Raw genomic sequence first — 18,611 nt, 5'->3', positions numbered from 1 at the left:
GGGAACGGACGCCCCTGCAACTGGCCGTTGAGCATCGAGATGTCAGAAACTGTCAGCCATTCAGACAACTCTGTTGAATGTAGATGTTTTGCTGTAAACGGTTACGACTGTTTTTCACATGCACACATCCTTGTGCCTCTTTTCATTACGTTGATAGTGCAATCATTACGTTGATAGTGCAATCATTAACGTACTTTCAGTCTATTAACAATTACAAGGCTCCGTACATGAAAACTGCTATCTAATATCGAAATATTGCTTTCACTGTAAGGGGTTTGTCGTCTGACTACCTGAAAGCGGTTCCGGTTCGCCAATTGCAACTTTGGTGAACCAGAACCGCACAGGGTGTTGGAAGACAAGACACCCGCGGTACCCTTATCGTCTGCTTGACAGGTATCGTCTGCCGAGCAATGCCGCGAACGACGTCAGTGCCAGAGCTCCGACAAGTAGGGCCACCGAGATTATCGAGGCTCCTGAATGCGCCAGAACCGCATGTGAAGGTCCGCCAAGCGGAGAATCATTTCCGTTCAAACCCACAACGCCTGTGCCGGACGCATTCCGCCCGGTGGCCTTTACCCAAATACCGAAGCTGGCGTTCACCCCGCGGTAGGCAACGACAATGGTCTTTTTGCCGGCCACAGTAGAGTCAAAGCCCGTCACCGACAGCTCGGGATCGTCCAAGGCCAAAGGCCTGACTTCGGTGCGGTCCCTGTCCTTGGAGATGTACACAGCGCTGACCGCCAATCCGCTTGGGTCAAATCGCTCGCCGATGGCATAGCTGGTCTTCGTGGGCGGGACGACCTGCAACCCCTGCAAATCGAAGGACCGGTAGCGGACCGAGTAGACTCTGGAGCGCGACCCGTCAGCAGAGGTTACGGTAATCAGGCTCTTGCCTCCAATCCCGGTTCTTTCATCAGTCTGAACCACCTTAGCCGCGTTGTCCCTGCTGAAGGCCTGCAAGACCGGGTTGCTTTCGGAACCAGCCGGCAAATCGACTACATAATCATTGCGATCGGGCGAGAAATCTGTAATGGTTTGCCCGTCCAAGCGCAGATCAGCCAGGTTGGCATCATTGCCTGGTTCAGGCTCGAAGGCCGAAAGACTCTCCGTGCCGTTTACCTCGATCTCGGCCACGTTGATATAGGTTTTCGTGTCCTGAAGACTGTTGATAAGCCGCACTGCCTTTGCCTGGACAGGGTTGGAAAGGGCGAAGGTCACCGTCGGCGCATCGGCTTCTGTGGAGGCATCAGTATCACCGGCCTGGGGAAGATACCATCCCGTCTTGGTTTCCAGCCGGTGCCAGTTGTCGGATTGATCGCAATATTCCAAGGTCTGCGACTTTGGCCAGGATGCTCGCCCATCCCAGTGGAAGACGGTCTTGACCTGGCTGATAGTCCTGATTTTGTCGAAGTTGAAGGTGGCTGTCGGATCGACATCCGAAGATGCCGACTGGGTGGACCACCCCGAGGCGAAATGTCCATCAATGGCTTTTCCAGCCGTATCACCATCCTGGACGTTGACCGAGAAGTGGGTGCCGGCGCCCCAAGCCAGATTTCTGACCGGGCCTACCCATGGACGGGCCCAGGCTTCGATTTCCGCCGCATCCATCCAGGCGTTGTCTACCGTGTTGACGATGCGGACCTTGCTGGCTCCTACCATGCCTGCTGCCTGGAAGGTCACGGTCTGACCAGGCTGCGGGTTGTTGACGACCTTACCCAGCGGCTTCCAGTTGGCACCATCGTTGGTGTATTCAGCCTTGGCCGACACCGGCGGATGATCCTTGTAGGTGATGGCCACCCGATCCAGCTGACGCACTTGCCCGAAGTCAAGATTGGCAGTTGGGCTATGGCGGTAGTTGCCGGCCGAATTCCATGTCGCCCAGGCTTCCTCCCGCATATTGCCATCAGTGAGTTTCCTCCACTGATCCTCCTTGCCATACTCAACGTCCTGGTCGGTAACAGTCAGGTTGTAGCTGACATCAGCCACATTCTGTGGTTTGGCCGCCTCCAGGTAAAGGCTGAAAGACAGGGGCAGGGAACGCCTTCCGCTTATGGCCAGGGTACCTTTCACAGGCACCACATCACCCTCGTGCGCCCGGTCCAGCTTTCCTTGAAGATCAGCCCAATCCCAGCTGACAGCATGAGGGTCGACCTTGATGGCCGGCGAAGCCTTGACATGGGCGTAGACAGTGGTGGATTCCATCGCCTTGCGGGCCTCCTGGGCATCTGAACCGAAGAGAATAGTGGCGGAGACAGGATCGGTCACGGTGAATTCGCCCACGAAAACTGATGCCTGGCAAGTGAATGTATTGCCAAAGAAATCAGTGGCAACACCTTGAACCTGATAGGTTCCCTCCGTGCTCACATCAACGGCCTCGGTCTTCCAGACCACTGGCACTGGCTCTCCCTGACCCCAGGAATAATAGGGAATCACTGTTTGAGGCATGATCACGGATCCGCCAAGCGGAACCTGGACCGTGGTCTTCTCGGCACCAGTCGGCTCCGTAGACCTGAAGTACCAACCTTGGTTGTCAGCTCCCGTCGATTCTGCCACAGAGATCGTGGCACCCGCATCGGTCCGCTGGCCAGTCACGTCCAGGGTAACCTTATCTGCCTGGTTGACCAGGCTGAAGGTCTTGCCGTTTTCCGTATTGAGCATCCAGATGAACCGTGCATCGGTACCGATGGATGCCCTGGTACCCGCCCGCATCCGGCCGTCCGCGCAAAGGAACCTGCTCCCGTCTGCAGAAGAGATCAGGTACCGAGGCAGCTTGGGACTGCCGGCAGAGGACTCGACGCTGTGGACGGTGAAAGTCTGGGCTCGTCCCTGATCCGGATTCTTGGCCATGCCTTCAAGCGTGAGAATACCATCGGACGATGCGGTGAGCATCTTTCCTGACTGCTGCCCCTGAAGCTGAACCGTGCTGCCATCCTTGACCTGGGCCTGCGGGGAGACCCCGGATACGCCGGTGAGCTGTATGGAGGCGATGGAACGGGCCGGCAGTTTGACTGTGGCCGTCTTGGCTGCCGCATCAATGGTGACTCCATGCGGCTGCTCCTTATTGGAGTACTTGTTCATATAGCTCATATCAGCCGTGTATATATCCTGCTGATGATCAGGTTCGGTAGTCAGGAAGAGCTTTCCGCTCGCGTCGGAATCGATGCCCCCGTAGTTTGACAGATCGATGACCAGCGTCTGGGGCTGATCGCTGCCGTTACGGTGTATCACCGTCTGGGTCTTGCCATCTGCCGAGCTGGCGGTCATATTGTCCTTGGTGGCGTTATTGGCGGTGATGAAATCCCCTGGATGAATGAATCTGGTGTAGGCGCGAACAGCATTGTACTTCGCGTTGACCACGATCCGGCAGGGGCGAATTCCCGAGGTCTGGCCTCCATTGTTGTCCACTTCCCTGCGAGAGTAGAGCTTGCCGTCAACGCCGGCGACCGAGCAATCATAATCGAGAAAGACAGTGCCCCAATTGGTGTCCTCCCCCTTGGGGTTGGCACTGTTGCCATTCATATCCTCGTCGCCAGTGGCCACATTGTAAAGGTCCTCACCGATTTGCCAGAAGGTGTAATCCTTGGGCTGCAAGGCGTAGACATCGGCGTTGATCTTACCGGCCATGCCCAAGGCATTGTCGAAACCATAGGGGTTGAAGCCTCCGGATTGCCAGGAGCCATCCACCTCGCTCATGGACAAGGCTTTGCCATCCCCCTGGGCAATGTCCCGGGCAGCCCGCTGGCGGTTGGTGCCATACCCGTGGGTGTTGTACTGGCCGATGGCATCCCTGACATCCTGCGGATAGCGATGGTAGGAATCGACAAACTGGCCTGAATCCGTCGCATCGGTAGCTGAAACCAAAGTCTGCTGCAGGCCTTCTGCATCCAGAGCCGACCTGAGCGCGCGTATGACATTGCCGGCTGTCCCAGTATCGACATGCATACCCTCCTGGGGCTTTTTGACCTCGGTGGTATACGGCGTGACAGCCTTGTTCTTACCCTGGTAATACCGATTCCAGTATCGGTCGATCAGAGCCCTGTCCTCGGCTGGCCAGGCATCCGAAGCCCGGCCTCGCGGCGAACTCCAGTATCCGGTCTCCGACTCGTTGAGAGGCTCGACCGTATTGATCCCAACCCGGTTCCCATTGTCAGCCTTGAGCTGTGACAGATGCCGGGTTACCGTAGCCAGATACTGAGCGAATTTGTCCGCATCCGCAAGGTTGTTGGCATTCCCGCTATCGCCTCCGCTCACATACCCGCTTTGTGTCATGAACCAGGGAGCCGCGTTGGCTGCAGCTTCGACATGGTCGATGTCATGGTTCTGAGCTCCCCTTTTCAGCCACCACTCCTGAGCCTTGACGTCGCGGGCCTGCGGGGAATCAGAGGAGGCGGATCCCCACACATAGGAGGCATCGCTGTGAGGATCGAAAGCCCGATCAATGCCGGCCTTGTTGGCCATCGTCGTCGCCAGACCGCCGTAAAGGCCCAAGGAGCCGTCCGGGTCCTGGGCCCAGTAGCCGGGCATAGCGGCTCCCTGCCGCATGAACGGATAGCCATATGCCACGTCCGAGGCATTGCCACCGCCTATGTTGTAGCGAGCCTTGTTGAGACCAAGACCCTCCTTACCGAAGATGCTCGTATAGAAATCCTCACGAAGTTGCCGCCCATAGGCCAAAGCCTTGGCATCGGTCTGAGGGTCTCCGCTGGATTGACTGATTGAACCGGGTTCTCCATAGTTGCCTGTGGCATTGGCAAACCATGCCAAGGAAGTTCCCCAACCCTGGAAGGGGCCATCGGCATACCAGGGATTCGGCGTCACATTGATCGTTTGTTCATCCTCCGATGCCATGGCCGGAGTCGCCATCGATGCACCAGTCAGAAGAACGGCCCCTGCCATCAATCCTGCAAGGACCTTGTGGGATATGCTCATGTCCTGTACCTTCATTCTTCTCTGAATAGTCAGACTGTCCACCCGTCGGCTCATCCCAGGATCCTGGCAGTTAAGGCGCCATTGCTACAGATAAGGACCCTGTCACATGACATGATTACGTGCGCTGCACTATCTCAGACCATGCCATGCGGGAGTAGCCAACTTCCAACCACCTACATATGAGCCGGAAGGAAAGACCTCTGTTTGCCTATACGGTAAGCCCGGGAATCGGGCATTTCCCCTGCATAGCAAGAAGATGATATTTGTTGCCGAAATCCAGCAATGCACGTCAACTGCATCCTTAGACCGGTTGAATCTTGGAACCATTCCATACGGAACTCTGCACAAGGGATCCGGCAGAGCGACCAATTATCAGAGTCTGAACAACTTTTCCATATCCGGAAGATCATTCCTTAGACAGCCAACAATCTAACCGGGGGGAGCCTTTGAACAAAAACTATGGAAAGCGGATCAAACAGGCAGCCAACCTCATGTCACGGTCCATGGATGCCTACGCGGCTCGATACGGACTGACCGGCACCCAGATGTCCATCATCGACTTTCTGGGCGAATCCCAGGACCGCACCCAGCGCGACATCGAGATGGAGTTCGACATCCACCCGTCCACAACGGCAAAAAATCCTGCAACGGATGGAGGCCAGCGGACTGATCACCACAAAGCGGGACCCCAGGGACGGCCGTCAACGCATCATTGCCCCCACCGCCAAGGCCCGTGAACTGCAGAAAGCCGTGCGGGCATATATCGACAACCAGCAAAAGGCCATGGAGCGCCAGTTCGACCATCGGGATCTGGCTGCCTTCGACCGCGTGCTGGCCTATTTCACCACCTTGAATTCCGACGATCCCTCCCAGGCTGGAAAGGAGTCTCGCTCATGAGTGCAACCCAAGCAACGCAACAAGCGCAAAACACAGCAATCCCCCGCAGGGTAATAGGCGCGGTGGTGGCCACCGGCATCATGTCGTTCTGCGGCGTGATTGTGGAAACGGCCATGAACATCACCTTCCCGGCCCTCATGAGCCATTTCGGCATCGGGACCTCCAGCGTGCAATGGATGACCACCCTCTACCTGCTGGTCGTCGCCTCCATCACCCCTCTCTCGGCGGCCCTCAAGCGTCGATTTCGCAGCCGAACCCTCTTTCTTTGTGCCAACCTGCTATTCCTGACCGGACTGGTCATCGACGCACTGGCTCCGGTCTTCCCGCTCCTACTACTGGGAAGGGCCATATAGGGATTGGGCACCAGCATCGCTCTGCCTCTCATGTTCAACATCATCCTTCAAGAGGTTCCGACAAAGCGCATCGGCACCATGATGGGTGTAGGCACTCTGATTACGGCCATCGGACCAGCCGTCGGCCCCACCTTCGGCGGGCTGGTAGCGACGACCATCGGATGGCGTTTCGTCTTCATCATTCTGATTCCCGTACTGCTGATCTCACTGGTGACGGGCCTGGCCTGCATACCTTCGGTTCCGGCGGCGGCAGATGGCAACCAGACCGGACTGGAGCCGCTTGACATATTCCTTATGGTCCTGGGCTTCGCAGGTCTGATCTTCGGCATCAGCAACGCGTCGGCAGGATGGCTCTCCTGGAGATTCGGCGGAGCGCTGGCCCTGGGACTTATCGGCTTGGCAGCGTTCACCCTCCACGCCCGGCATCAGGCCCAACCAATCATCGACGTGCGCCTGTTCAAAGACAGCCGCTTCTCCCTGCATGTCGGTGCCTACATCCTCTTCGAGATCAGCGCCTTGGCCCTCTCATTCATCCTGCCCAACCACCTGCAACTGGTTGATGACTGCACCTCGCTACAGGCCGGACTAGTGGTGCTGCCGGGTGCGGCAATCGGAGCCGTTCTGGCCCCGCTCTCCGGCAGGCTCTACGATCAGCTTGGTCCACGCATCCCCATCATCAGCGGCAGTTGTGTGGCCCTGATCGGCCTCTTGGGATTCGCTCTCGCGTCCCGCCATCTGACAGTCCTGGCCATCCTAATATTCTATATTTTCTTCATGCTGGGCATCGGGCTGAGCTTCGGCAACATCATGACCAACGGCCTGCACCGACTGAGCCAGGAGCAGCAGGCCGACGGCAACGCCATCTTCAACACCGTCCAGCAGTTCGCAGCAGCCATCGGCAGCAGCCTGGGGGCCACCATCGTCGCAGCAGGCCAGGCCGCAGTCGCAGACAGACGACTGGGCACCATCAACGGCTCACAGCATGCACTGATTCTGTTATTAATCATCGGCGCCCTTGAGGTTCTGCTAGTCTTGGCCGCCCTGCGCCGCTCTCAGAAATCACAAAATGCTTGAGGGATGGCTGAATGACCTTCAGTCCACGTCCAGGAAAACCTTCATCTCGTTTTCGCCACGGTTGGACCAGGCAAAATAGGGAATCGGGGTGGCCGTGGTCAACATGCGACGGACTGGCACCATAGCCCCCCCTCTGCCGACTCCCCCCAGACAGGCACTTGCAGTCCGATCATGCTGCAGCGGACCGCATCGCCGCAGGTTGCCCAGACCATGATCACCGATGGCGCCAGGGTCGCCATCTACGGGTTGTACGAGGACGTCTATGACATACCAGAGCACCACGGCGGCGGCCCAGATCATGGAACGGCCTGTTGAAGGCTATGGGGGCATAATCGGCGACCCGGTCACATCCATCTCTGCCGCCAACATCGAACGCATCGCTGAGGGCGTGCACCAGACCCGCTACCCCAACGAATCCATACTGGCCCATGATTCGGCCACGCGATCCATCTGCTTGCGGACATCTATCCGCAGACCATACTGCCCTACCCCTGGAACACCAACCCGGTCAACTACTACTACAGCGGACATATGGACCAGCTAGCATAAAGCGTGTAAATCAACATGAAAGGAGGCAAGAATCACATGCTTGCCTTGACTATCGCCAACATGTTGATCAACTAACCTCATACACACCTGTATTTGACAAATATGAAAATCAACAAGCTGGTGTATTTCGCACAGGTTGAGTGCCTCCGGATACACAGGCATAGGCTTTTCGCCGAACCTATACAAGCCTGGGAATGCGGCCCCGTGGAACCGAGCGTTTATGCAGCATTCAAAGAGTATGGCCCAAATCGGATAACTACCCCAGCTACAATAGATGAGCATGATCAAACCGATTCTTCAGTCGGACTCCAAGCAGTGAGAAATGTAGTTCAAAGAGTTGCCGCTTTATACGGTCCATTGGCAGCCTTCGAACTTGTGGACTATTTACATCGCGACGGTTCAGCCTGGAAAGCTGTATATGAATCTGGCAAGAACAAAGAAATTACTGAAGAGGCCATGCTCCGCTCTCACGATGGCATTGATCATCCTGATTTGCGGAGAACCCTAGCCGGAGGTGTTCGTGCAGTCGATGAGCGATTCCCGAATGCGCTGAAACTGCTGGAAGGCTCATAAGGCAACATTGCAAGGAACAAGCCGGCAAAAGAGTCGCCTTGCAAGATTCGTCTTCTTGGGTTTTCGAAATGGACGACGAATTGGATATTGACGATTCAGACGAACCTAAGTGCAATGGCATGTATCGCTGGATACGAGAAATGGTGGATGGTGGATAAGTCCCTATTGGCAGCAGCACTTGATTACTTGAAGTATGATAGTTGTATGGCACAGATGAAACACCCTGATCAGATTGCTGCTGTTGAAGAGAAAATTATAGAAACCCATAAAAGCGGTAACATAGACGACCCCACATACTCAAGCATGAGGTCTCACGTAACTCAAATTGCCGATGATCTAGCTGCTAATGATTATTTCTCTAGTTTAGATGGAGAAGAGCCCTTTACTATACTTTCTGATAGCAGTTGGGACGTTTGGCTGATTGAAAACGAAGCAAAGTACTCTAAGAACCAAGCAAAGCATCCTAACAACCAAGCATCTTTTTTTGCGCGCTTCATCAATTGCGTTAGACAGATTTGGGCTCGTTTGGTTGGTTGAGAAGTACAACGACTTGCTCCCGTTTTGTTGAACAGCTGCCCAAGACTGTCGTTCTACAAGCAATAGAGAAGCATTCTCTACAAGAAGCTAAGTGATTCAATGGCTGTTTTCTGACTGGTCACGTACGTTAAGCTGCACGCTCTGTAGAAAGTTCACCGGATTGGGCATACTTAACATTTCAAGGGCCTCAGCAAGAATTCTCGAACGTCTGAGCTTCGTTGCAACTAGTTTCGAACCGCTATCGTTAAATAAAGAGCTAAACTTGCTTTATCCATTAACCGCTCTTCTAGGTTATGAAACTTGAATCCAATTAACAGCGTCTTGGACCCTCCTCTACCTGCCTAAGGAGAACTGATGAAGAAGACAAAGGCTTATGAGCAGACGGACTTTAATTCGACAGTGGCACATCAGCGGGATTCCCAAGAACTCTTGAGGCGACTCACGGCATCGCCAGACCGGTTCCATAGCGAAGCAAGGACGGCTGGCGCCATCTGGAAAAAACAAATAATCACCTTGGTAGCAGTTTTGATGAGTGCGGCCCTATTCTCGGGCTGCCAGCGATCGAATCGTTCAGAGCCGTCCGTGGAGCAGATCTCCAATTACCTTTCATCTTTGACAAAGTACGACGTTTCTGGTGACGGCAACGTCACAACCATCTCCGCGAACAAGTCGGGAACCCTGTATGTACTCGCACAGCGGGCCGATCTTAAGCAGACAGAAGCCGGGCAATGCAAGTTGAACGGACAAGCCATGCAGCGTTCTTCTTCAAACTTAAATTATCCAGCAGGCGACGGGCAGAATTTCTTCCCCTTCACAAAGATCAACATTAAACAGGGCGATCCGCACAAACTCTCATGCGACCAGCCAAATGGTGTCAAATTGATTGCATTGCTCGATCCACATGTTCGGAGTTTGCCGAAGCGGGCCGCATAATTCCGGGTACAGCCTCCTGCACTAATCCGGCACATCGCCATATAAATGCAATGAAGAAAGTGCGACGCAAAGCTCTACGGGTATTCATCACATCCGCAACGGCCGTATCAGCACTCGCTCCAGCAGTTGCGGCCCGCATTCACTGCTGATCATCCCCGATTACAAGCTACTACCTCAACCCTATAAGGAAAGCGGTGTAGCTCTAAAGCGATGCATATAGTTTAAGAATACGTTCTCACGTTTGTGTGTGGTTTAAGGGCGTAATCAAAATGCCATTGATATCCTTATCCACACCTACAACATTCAGACCCAAGTCGGACCATATCACATTCTTCAGCGGGTTCAGCAGAATGCTGTAAAAGAGACAGCTTATTAGTCTGCCAAGAGAAATGCCAACAGAACAAACACTCTCGGGACAATAAGAACCTATGGCAAGTGCTTAATCCCCAATCAATCAGCCAATGCCACAGGAGCCATCCGGATTACAACCATTACAACCTGTAGTATTTCCTCTCGACCATCCCTGAAACGCTTGCTCCGACTAATTGTCCTGCTCTGATGCCGGTGCGGATTCGCCTTCGCCCCCGCGGTTGCCGGATGGCCGGTAGAAAGGTCGGCGTGAATGCGTACAACCACCGGTCAACACGGCGGCGGAGGAGGCGGATCCGCCCCATCTACTCAACACAGCGGTGGATTCAATCTTCAGGATTACCCCAATCTGTGGAACCAATTGCAGCAAGGCCATGAAGGGCCGGCCATCGACAACCAGGGGAACTGTATCGCCGATTGTTATGGATGGACAGGTTCTAATTAGGCTTTACGGAGCCAGGTGGCTTGCTGGAGTGGCTAATGCTAAAGACCACCTTCCCGCTCGACCTGCGCTGCAAAACCATCCCATCCATCTGTTGGTGCTCCATCTCGTTGGCGCCCAACGCCAGCTTCGCCCTTTTGCTTGCATCTGGCCGAATGTCAACGACCGCGCGCGACAACTATGGGAATAGAAGGCAAGGGAGCCGCTGTATTCAATGCCATCTCGCTGCCCCTCTGCTTGTTTCTCTGACATCTTGCCGCAGACCTTCAGGCTTGAGACGAACTATCGCCGTTGGAGTCTCGTCTCAAGAAGATCTCGGTGCAGTCCTATCTGGACGTATAAAGATAGCGGAAACCGAAAGTCTGCTCTTGGGGTCTCACACCCAAATCAGCACCCTGAGCGTTGCTCGTGCGCTGCTGCATACAGTTTGGCTGCCTGGCGTATAACGGCAGAAAGAGTCGGCATTTGACCAACAAGCTTTGGAACGGAAGCATACCGAGTCGCTGCACTTTGTATCGGTATTTGCCAATACCTCGATAAATTGCCGACGCGGAAACCAGGTTTGATCAAGTAATCAACTATGACCATCTAGCGTAAGATCAACTGCAATCAGAACGTGTGTACTAGCACACAAATAGAAAACCTGGGTGATACATCAACCATGTCCTGTATCACTGCCAACACCGCATACTTAACACATCGACGAACCCATATCATCTCCGCCACGAATCTCTCGGTGGCCATCCTAAATAGTGCTACAAGGTTCCATGGCTATCGGTTTTCCCTACTGAACTCTTGGCATGCATAACACCGTTTTGTGTTTGCTCTCTTCGTCGTTGCATTGATAACCATATCTATTCCCCTGGTATTCCTTCTGTTCCGCTTACCAGATCGGTAATGGACCCCTAGGGAGCGAAAGGTCGGCCACAAATGAAAAGCCGACGAGCGCCATTAAATCGTCAGAAAGTAAACAGAAATTTCTCAATTTTATTTGTTCTAGACCATCAGCGCTTATGCTACTGTGTCATTAGCGGCCAAAGTTGTCTTCGGCACGTGATTCGCCGGATGTTGGGGATTCTTGACAATATGGTTGCGATTCCTGGGGAAGGGGATCATACTATGCCTCGTCAGCACTCTAATATAACTGTATCCGCTCGACCGGCCTTGTTGATCAGCCTCCTGCTGGCCATTATTCTGCCCACAAGTCTCCTGATCTGCACCTATGCCACGGCAGACAGCGCCACAACCCAATCTAGTGCGGCCCGCGCAGTAGCGCCGACCCCATATGGGAATAGCGGGGAGGAGGGGGATCGTGAAGCTAAGCAACAGTCCAGCAATGCTCCCGACATCACCACCCAGCCAACAGAAACAGCAACAACTCCTACATCTCCATCTCCTCTGGCTACATCCTCCCCTCTGAATCCCACACAACCGACCCCCTCCATCTCCCCCACGCCGGACAAGACCGGGACTCCCGACGACAAAGACAACGCTGGACTGCAATCACGCGCCTCCACATCGCACACCGTCACCTTCAGCAACCCCCAAGGCACCGACACGACGCAAACCATAGCTGACGGCGAGCGCGCGAAACGTCCAGCGAATCCGACCAAAGATGGCTACCTGTTCGACGGCTGGTTCATCGGTTCAACACCCGTCGCCTGCGATTTCAACCAGCCCATCACCAACGATCTGAAGCTCACCGCTCATTGGACCAAGGCGGATCCCTGGAGCATGAGCCCCGTGCAGGGACCGGTCGCCGGCGGCACGAAAGTCACCCTGACCCCGCCCGGACCCCGAGGAATACGCTTCAGCCAGGTCAGCGCTGGAAGGGGGCACATTCTTGCAGTCGCCTCGGACGGCAACCTTTACTCTTGGGGAAGCAACGATCATGGCCAACTCGGCGACGGGACCACCACTGAACGTCATGAGCCGGTCCCGGTGAAGAAACCCCAGGGCGTATCCCAGGATTTCACCTGGGTCCAGGCCTCAGCCGGATACTTGTTCTCCATGGCTCTGGGATCAGACGGCAAGCTCTACAGCTGGGGCGACAACACCTATGGTCAGTTGGGGAACAATACTACAACCGCACATTACACTCCCGAACCTGTTAACTTGCCACAAAATGCCCCATCCGGGTTCACATGGAAGCAGGAAGCGGTAGGTAGCCTGCATGCTCTTGGCCTAGGATCCGACGGCAAGCTCTACAGCTGGGGCGACAACGATCATAACCAACTGGGGGACGGCACTACCACTGAACGGCATGCCCCCATCCAGGTGAAGATGCCAAACGGAGTATCCTCCGGATTCGCATGGAAGCAGATGAGCGGATGGGGATGGCATTCTCTGGCCTTGGGATCGGATAACTGGATCTACGGCTGGGGCGCAAATACCCGTGGTGAAGTCGGTACAGGATCAATCACCGATAATAAAATCACGCCCGTACGAATCGCCTGGCCACAAGGGGCCCCCTCCGGATTGACCTGGGGACAATTCCAAATGGGGGACTACTACTCGCAAGCCATCGGATCCGACGGCAACGTATATACATGGGGTTACGGCGGAAGAGGCAACGTTGGCGATGGGCACACCGTTGACGTGTACGGGCCAACTAAAGCGCAGAAACCCAATGGAGTGCTACCTAATTTTTCTTGGAAACAGGTAAGCCTCCTATCTGTTGCGTCACTCGCCATTGGCTCAGACGGGAACCTCTACTCCTGGGGTGCTAACGACAATGGCCAGCTGGGCGACAACACCACCAATGATCGGCATATCCCCGGCCGGGTTGCTGCGCCGCAGAACGCGCCAACCGGACTGACCTGGGCTCAGGCAAGCGCCGGTTGGGACAACAACTCCTTCGGCTTGGCCTCAGACGGAAACCTGTACTCCTGGGGCAAAAACGCCAACGGCCAGCTGGGCGACAACACCACCAACGATCGGCATATCCCCGGCCGGGTGAACCTGCCCGGTACCACCACAGTCACTGCGGTCAGCTTCGGCGGGACGGCAGGTACGAACATAACCAAGAACGCGAATGGTACATGGAGCGTCACCACACCCGCGCATGTGCGGGGAAAAGTGGACACAACCGTCTCATGGACTCTCAACGGCCAGCAGCCGGACGCCCACCTGGCCTATAGATACCTGGACTCCTACACCGTCACCTTCACCAGCACGGACAGCTCCTACCCGACACCCTCCGGCATGCCCCAAAACCAGACCGTCACCGAAGGCAAACAGGCCAAACGCCCCTTCCCCAATCCGAAAGCGGACGGCTGCCTGTTCGACGGCTGGTTCATCAAGGACGCCAGCAACGACTCCAAGATCGCCTACGACTTCAGCCAGCCCGTCACCGGCAACACCACCCTGGCCGCCCACTGGACCAGAATGGACACCCACTGGGCCCTGAACCCCAACAAGGGCAACGTGCTCGGCGGCCAGCATGTGACCATCACCCCGCCCACCATCAACCGGGGCATCCGCTTCAACCAGGCCAGCGCCGGAGGCTCCTTCTCCATAGGCGTCGCCAGCGACGGAAACGCCTACGCATGGGGCAACAACAAGTACGGGCAGCTTGCTCAGAAACCGGCTGATGCCGCCACGCAGAAAACTCCCGTCAGAATCCCCATGCCCGACGGCGCGGATTCCAGCTTTACCTACACCCAGGTTGCAGCCGGCGACTCGCACGTCCTGGCCATCGGATCCAACGGCATCCTCTACAGCTGGGGACGCAACGATCACGGGCAATTGGGCGACGGCACCACCACAGACCGGTACAAGCCCCAGCCCGTCAAGGACACCAGCGGCCAGCCATTCAAAGCCGTACAGGTCAGCGCCGGCGTCGCCGACTCAGCCGCCATCGACTCCGAAAGCCGCGTCTACACCTGGGGCAGCGAGAGCACCGGCAAGGGACAGAGGCCCGCATACAGCGCAGCCAGGAAGAACCCGACTCCAGCCGCCGACCCGGGCAATCCTGAACAGACCTTGCATGCGGTCCAGGTCAGCCTCAACTGGAGCTTCGTCATGGCCCTGGACGCCGATGGCAACGTGTACACCTGGGGATACAACACGAACGGCCAGCTCGGCAACGGCACCAGCGACAGCACCAATTACTCATCCAATCCGGCCCGACTGCCCAATCAGTCCTTCCAAGCCACCCAAATCAGCGCAGGGAGTTGGAACGCCCTGGCCATCGATGCGGACGGAAACACCTGGACCTGGGGATACAACGGATACGGCCAGCTGGGCGACGGCAGCACCAGCGACAAATACAAGCCACAAACCGTGCAGAACCCTGCTAATCCTAGCCAAAGCCTCAAAGCCAACCAGATCAGCGCGGGCGTGAACCACTCCCTTGCCGTCGGCCGGGACGGCAGCCTCTGGGCATGGGGATGGAACAGCAACGGCCAGCTGGGCATCGGCAACACCGTCAATCAAACCAAGCCTGCGACCATCAAGGACCCCGCGAACAAGGCCCAAACCTTCAAAGCCGTTCGAAGCAGCGCCGGACAGCTCCATTCACTGGCCATCAGGCAGGACGGCAACCTCTGGGCCTGGGGAGACAACCAATACGGGCAGTTGGGAAATAATCAAACGGCAACCAGGAGCACGACCCCCATGCCGGTTGCATTCGATCCGACGCCTTTGGTGCTCACTGGCGTCAGGTTCGGCGGCATCGCCGGGACCAGCCTGTACCGGAACACGGACGGCACCTGGAGCATCACCAACCCGCCCCACGACGCAGGACCCGTCAACGTGGCCGTCGACTGGACCATAGACAACGCCGCACAGACGACCGCCCATCTGGGCTACACCTACGAGGGCATCCTGCCCAGGGCCGGCAGCACCGGACTCCTGGTCCTGCTCGCCGCAGGACTGCTCGCCGCCGCAGGCGCCACGGCAGCAGCCTCCCATCAGCGAGAAACCAGCAGACGGCGCCACTGAGCTCTTTGCCCGAGTAAGCGGGGTGGGCCCCGCAAACCCCAAGATTGCGGGGCCACCCCATTTCCTTAATCTGCTGCTTTGATCTCAAGCTGGAGCTTCCTCGCAAGCAGGGCCATCATTCTTCTGTCATAGACCAGCTACTGTATACGCCAGCTATTGTCATCGCCTGCCAGGTCCCTGAAGGTTGGCGCCTACGAAATCGCTAAGCCAGGGTAACGGCCAACCGGAGGCACAGCGGCATGGACAGGATCGTGTCCCGCTCACGCTTGAAATCCCCCGAGTCTTCTTCATTGAAGAGCAATTATCGGATTCCCAACACTGCTAAGGAAAAGCATAGTTCTTCCAGGCGGTCCGAGGCGTATATCCCGCCTCGCCACGCCAGAATCCCGCTGCCTTCGAAAAGCATGATGAAACTTGGTTGTTAACGATGTTATTATAGTTAACGTTGTTAAACAACAATAGTCAGGAGGTATATCTTGCAACCCGCAAAAAACGATTCTGGGGAATACGCCCTGTCCTGTTGCCAGGTGCGTAAATCATTCGGGAGCAGGCAGGTGCTCAAGGGTGTGGATCTTCAGGTCAGGCGCGGCAGCATCTTGGGTCTGCTGGGTAGGAACGGGGCAGGCAAGTCAACCCTGATCTCGGCATTGACCGGGCTGGGCGAGCCGGACTCAGGCCACATCACTGTCGAGGGGCACAACCCCTATCGAACCCCCTCACGCATCTTCGGCCGGATCATCGGACTTGCGCCACAGGACCTGGGGATCTATCCCCACCTCAGCGTCCGGGACAACCTACGTGGCATGGCCGGCCTGCAAGGGCTGAATACCAAGCAGAGCAGCAGAAGGGCCGACGAGCTGATAGAGCTCATGGGGCTGGGTTCCCAGTCAGGAACAGCGGCCGAGAATCTATCGGGAGGGCAGAAACGACGCCTTCACACCGCCATGGCCATGATCCACAATCCCCCGTTGCTCTTCCTGGACGAGCCGACAGTCGGAGCGGACGTGGAGGCGCGCGCCAGAATACTGGACATGGTCAAGGCCATGAGCCGACAGGGCACTACCATCATCTACACCACCCACTACCTCAAAGAATTGGAAGAGATGGGCGCGGACCTGGCCTTCCTGATCGACGGGCGGATCCAGGTCCGGGGCTCCCTGCAGGAGGTACTCCATAAATATGCCCGGGCATCCCTGCGTATCTCATTCGTCGGCCCTGCCCCAGGCCAGGTCCCGGGATGGCGGACGGCAGACGGCTTCCTGGAGCCCGATCACCCGGTGTCCAGTCCAGAGCAGGAGTTGGCCCGCCTCTTGCAGGAGCCGGTCATGAAAAGTGCCCGTCTGGCATCGATCACCATCGTCCAGCCTGACATCGAGTCGGCCTACATGACCGTCATGGGCACATCCTCAAGCGACCCTGCCGGGTCACGAGCATGGGAAGACAGGTGAACGCCGTGCATTTCAACGGATATTTAGCGACATTCCGCCTCAATTTCAAAATCGAGCTGCGAAGCATCTGGCTGCAGGCGGTCATCGTGGCCATTCCACTGATCATCGTCCCCTTCATGCTGCCCTCCTACCGGGACTCGCTGAGAGCCCAGGGGCATCTGGGCGCCAACGGATCCGAGCAGGCGCTTCCTGGGTTCGCCATTCTTTTCGCCATGTTTTCCCTGCAGCTGGTCCTCCAACTCTTCTTCCAGGAGCACGAATGGCATACCTGGGACAGAATGCGGGTGTCGGCAGTATCCCTCTTCGACCTGGTCATGGCCAAACTGAGCGTGTCCTTCATGGTGCAGGTGGTCCAGGTCTCTCTAGTCATGCTGATCGGGACGGCGCTCTACCACTATCGGCCCAATGGATCAGTCCTGGCCCTGGCCGCGGTCTGCCTGGTCATTTCGATTGTACTGACCCTCTTCGGCCTGCTCCTCTACATCTTCTCGTCCTCCCAGAACATGGCCATGTCCTTCAACAACATTCTTGGCATGCTCCTGGCTGGCATGGGCGGAGCCCTCAGCCCTGTCTCCGGATTCCCGGACTGGGCACAGAAGCTGGCCAAGGGCAGTCCCGTCTACTGGGCCATGGATGCCGTAGGAAAAATCAATTTCGACCGTGCCGGAATGGCGGATGTATGGCCTGACCTGCGTATCCTGCTGGCCTTCCTGCTCGCCCTGGCTCTCCTGGCAACGGTACTATTCAAGAGAGGAGTACAGCGGAAGGAGTGAGGAAGCATGGCTGACCCACCCAAGGCACCCGTCAAGACGACGCTCAACCGAGACTACATTCTGCGCTCTGCCCTATATTTCGTCGACGAGCACGGACTGGAGGCCCTGAACATCCGCGCCTTGGGCAAGCAAATGGGGGTGTCAGGACCAGCCATCTACCGCCATGTACCCAGCAAGGCCGCCCTGCTTGATGGGATCGTCGAGCTCATCTGGCAGTCAGCCACCGACCTGAACTCCATACCCCAGGACATGGGATGGCGGCAAGCGCTTGAAGATGTCATGCTTCAGGTTCACCGGACGCTGCTTTCGCATCCCCGGGCGCTCCCGCTCATGGCCACGCATCCCATCAACACCGACCAGTCCTTCCACATGGTCAGCACCTGGTTGAACCAGCTGACCGCCCATGGGCTCAAGGTCGATTCCGACACCATCCACCTGCTCAACAGCCTGGCCGGACTGACCCTGGGCAGTGCCATAGCCCAGGCCTCTCCCCCGGTCGGCGGTGCGGGCGGCCAGACCAATACGGATCTGGCCAAAAGACTGGCCGAGGATACCCAAGGATTCGATGACCTGAAAACACTCTTCGCCTCTAAGGACAATGGAATCAGTGCCCTTATGGAGACCAGCTACCGCAAGGGCCTGCACGCCCTCATCGCCGGATGGCCCACCTGATTAGTGACCAATGGATCGTTCCCAGCCACGTACCCATAACACGCACTCATAAACTTCATGTTCTACTCAGAATTACTTCCCCGACATTCCACCTGAGAGAACCTTATCGGCACGTAGT

The 18,611-nt window shown here is 56.5% G+C and carries 11 protein-coding genes and 1 pseudogene; 10 read left to right on the top strand and 2 right to left on the bottom strand.

Translation table 11 applies throughout. From position 1 onward, the window contains the following. Positions 1-375: 375 nt before the first annotated feature. Complete coding sequence (locus JF70_RS02240; protein ID WP_045935132.1) at positions 376-4,929, bottom strand: discoidin domain-containing protein; 4,554 nt, start codon at positions 4,927-4,929, stop codon at positions 376-378. Between the two features lie 651 nt (positions 4,930-5,580). Here JF70_RS02240 and JF70_RS02235 point away from each other — a divergent pair. After that, complete coding sequence (locus JF70_RS02235) at positions 5,581-5,826, top strand: MarR family winged helix-turn-helix transcriptional regulator (protein WP_045935131.1); 246 nt, start codon at positions 5,581-5,583, stop codon at positions 5,824-5,826. After that, a pseudogene (locus tag JF70_RS02230) lies at positions 5,823-7,253 on the top strand (MFS transporter). The gene JF70_RS02235 and the pseudogene JF70_RS02230 overlap by 4 nt, the downstream one beginning before the upstream one ends. Positions 7,254-7,271: 18 nt before the next feature. Here JF70_RS02230 and JF70_RS09250 read toward each other — a convergent pair. Next, positions 7,272-7,376, bottom strand: a complete 105-nt coding sequence (locus JF70_RS09250) for a hypothetical protein (protein ID WP_338058830.1) — start codon at positions 7,374-7,376, stop codon at positions 7,272-7,274. 139 nt (positions 7,377-7,515) lie between these two features. On the opposite strand from JF70_RS09250, the gene JF70_RS08935 reads away from it, so the two are divergent. The 8 genes from JF70_RS08935 (at position 7,516) to JF70_RS02200 (ending at position 18,493) form a co-directional block, all read left to right on the top strand. Further along, a complete protein-coding gene (locus JF70_RS08935) occupies positions 7,516-7,797 on the top strand; it encodes a hypothetical protein (RefSeq protein WP_197069086.1) in 282 nt (93 codons plus the stop codon). Positions 7,798-7,904: 107 nt separating this feature from the next. Further along, positions 7,905-8,375: a Panacea domain-containing protein gene (locus JF70_RS08685; protein ID WP_082069348.1), complete on the top strand. Its 471-nt coding sequence runs from the start codon at positions 7,905-7,907 to the stop codon at positions 8,373-8,375. 204 nt (positions 8,376-8,579) lie between these two features. Next, positions 8,580-8,912: a hypothetical protein gene (locus JF70_RS02225; protein WP_156149566.1), complete on the top strand. Its 333-nt coding sequence runs from the start codon at positions 8,580-8,582 to the stop codon at positions 8,910-8,912. A gap of 354 nt (positions 8,913-9,266) precedes the next feature. Then, a complete protein-coding gene (locus JF70_RS02220) occupies positions 9,267-9,845 on the top strand; it encodes a hypothetical protein (RefSeq protein ID WP_045935129.1) in 579 nt (192 codons plus the stop codon). A gap of 1,930 nt (positions 9,846-11,775) precedes the next feature. Beyond that, positions 11,776-15,600: an RCC1 domain-containing protein gene (locus JF70_RS02215; RefSeq protein ID WP_197069085.1), complete on the top strand. Its 3,825-nt coding sequence runs from the start codon at positions 11,776-11,778 to the stop codon at positions 15,598-15,600. A 527-nt stretch (positions 15,601-16,127) separates the two neighbouring features. Continuing rightward, the gene (locus JF70_RS02210; RefSeq protein ID WP_197069084.1) at positions 16,128-17,048 is read left to right on the top strand and encodes an ABC transporter ATP-binding protein; all 921 of its coding nucleotides are present in this window, start codon (positions 16,128-16,130) and stop codon (positions 17,046-17,048) included. After that, positions 17,045-17,821 carry an ABC transporter permease gene (locus JF70_RS02205; protein ID WP_052690696.1) on the top strand — a complete coding sequence of 259 codons (777 nt, stop codon included), beginning with the start codon at positions 17,045-17,047 and terminating at the stop codon, positions 17,819-17,821. Before JF70_RS02210 ends, JF70_RS02205 begins: the two co-directional genes overlap by 4 nt. A gap of 6 nt (positions 17,822-17,827) precedes the next feature. Next, positions 17,828-18,493 (top strand): TetR/AcrR family transcriptional regulator, encoded by a 666-nt coding sequence (locus JF70_RS02200; protein WP_052690695.1) that lies wholly within the window; start codon positions 17,828-17,830, stop codon positions 18,491-18,493. Positions 18,494-18,611: the final 118 nt, after the last annotated feature.

It is taken from the genome of Bifidobacterium mellis (assembly GCF_000967265.1).
GTDB classification, from domain to species: Bacteria; Actinomycetota; Actinomycetes; order Actinomycetales; family Bifidobacteriaceae; genus Bombiscardovia; species Bombiscardovia mellis.
This window is presented reverse-complemented; position numbering and strand designations above follow the sequence as displayed.

Bases quoted from the DNA above. Each gene is read 5' to 3' on its own strand.
- JF70_RS02235 (WP_045935131.1), top strand. From the start codon at position 5,581: ATGGAGGCCAGCGGACTGATCACCACAAAGCGGGACCCCAGGGACGGC.
- JF70_RS02200 (WP_052690695.1), top strand. From the start codon at position 17,828: ATGGCTGACCCACCCAAGGCACCCGTCAAGACGACGCTCAACCGAGAC.
- JF70_RS08685 (WP_082069348.1), top strand. From the start codon at position 7,905: ATGAAAATCAACAAGCTGGTGTATTTCGCACAGGTTGAGTGCCTCCGG.
- JF70_RS09250 (WP_338058830.1), bottom strand. From the start codon at position 7,376: ATGGTGCCAGTCCGTCGCATGTTGACCACGGCCACCCCGATTCCCTAT.
- JF70_RS02225 (WP_156149566.1), top strand. From the start codon at position 8,580: ATGGCACAGATGAAACACCCTGATCAGATTGCTGCTGTTGAAGAGAAA.
- JF70_RS02240 (WP_045935132.1), bottom strand. From the start codon at position 4,929: ATGAGCATATCCCACAAGGTCCTTGCAGGATTGATGGCAGGGGCCGTT.
- JF70_RS02215 (WP_197069085.1), top strand. From the start codon at position 11,776: ATGCCTCGTCAGCACTCTAATATAACTGTATCCGCTCGACCGGCCTTG.
- JF70_RS02220 (WP_045935129.1), top strand. From the start codon at position 9,267: ATGAAGAAGACAAAGGCTTATGAGCAGACGGACTTTAATTCGACAGTG.
- JF70_RS08935 (WP_197069086.1), top strand. From the start codon at position 7,516: ATGACATACCAGAGCACCACGGCGGCGGCCCAGATCATGGAACGGCCT.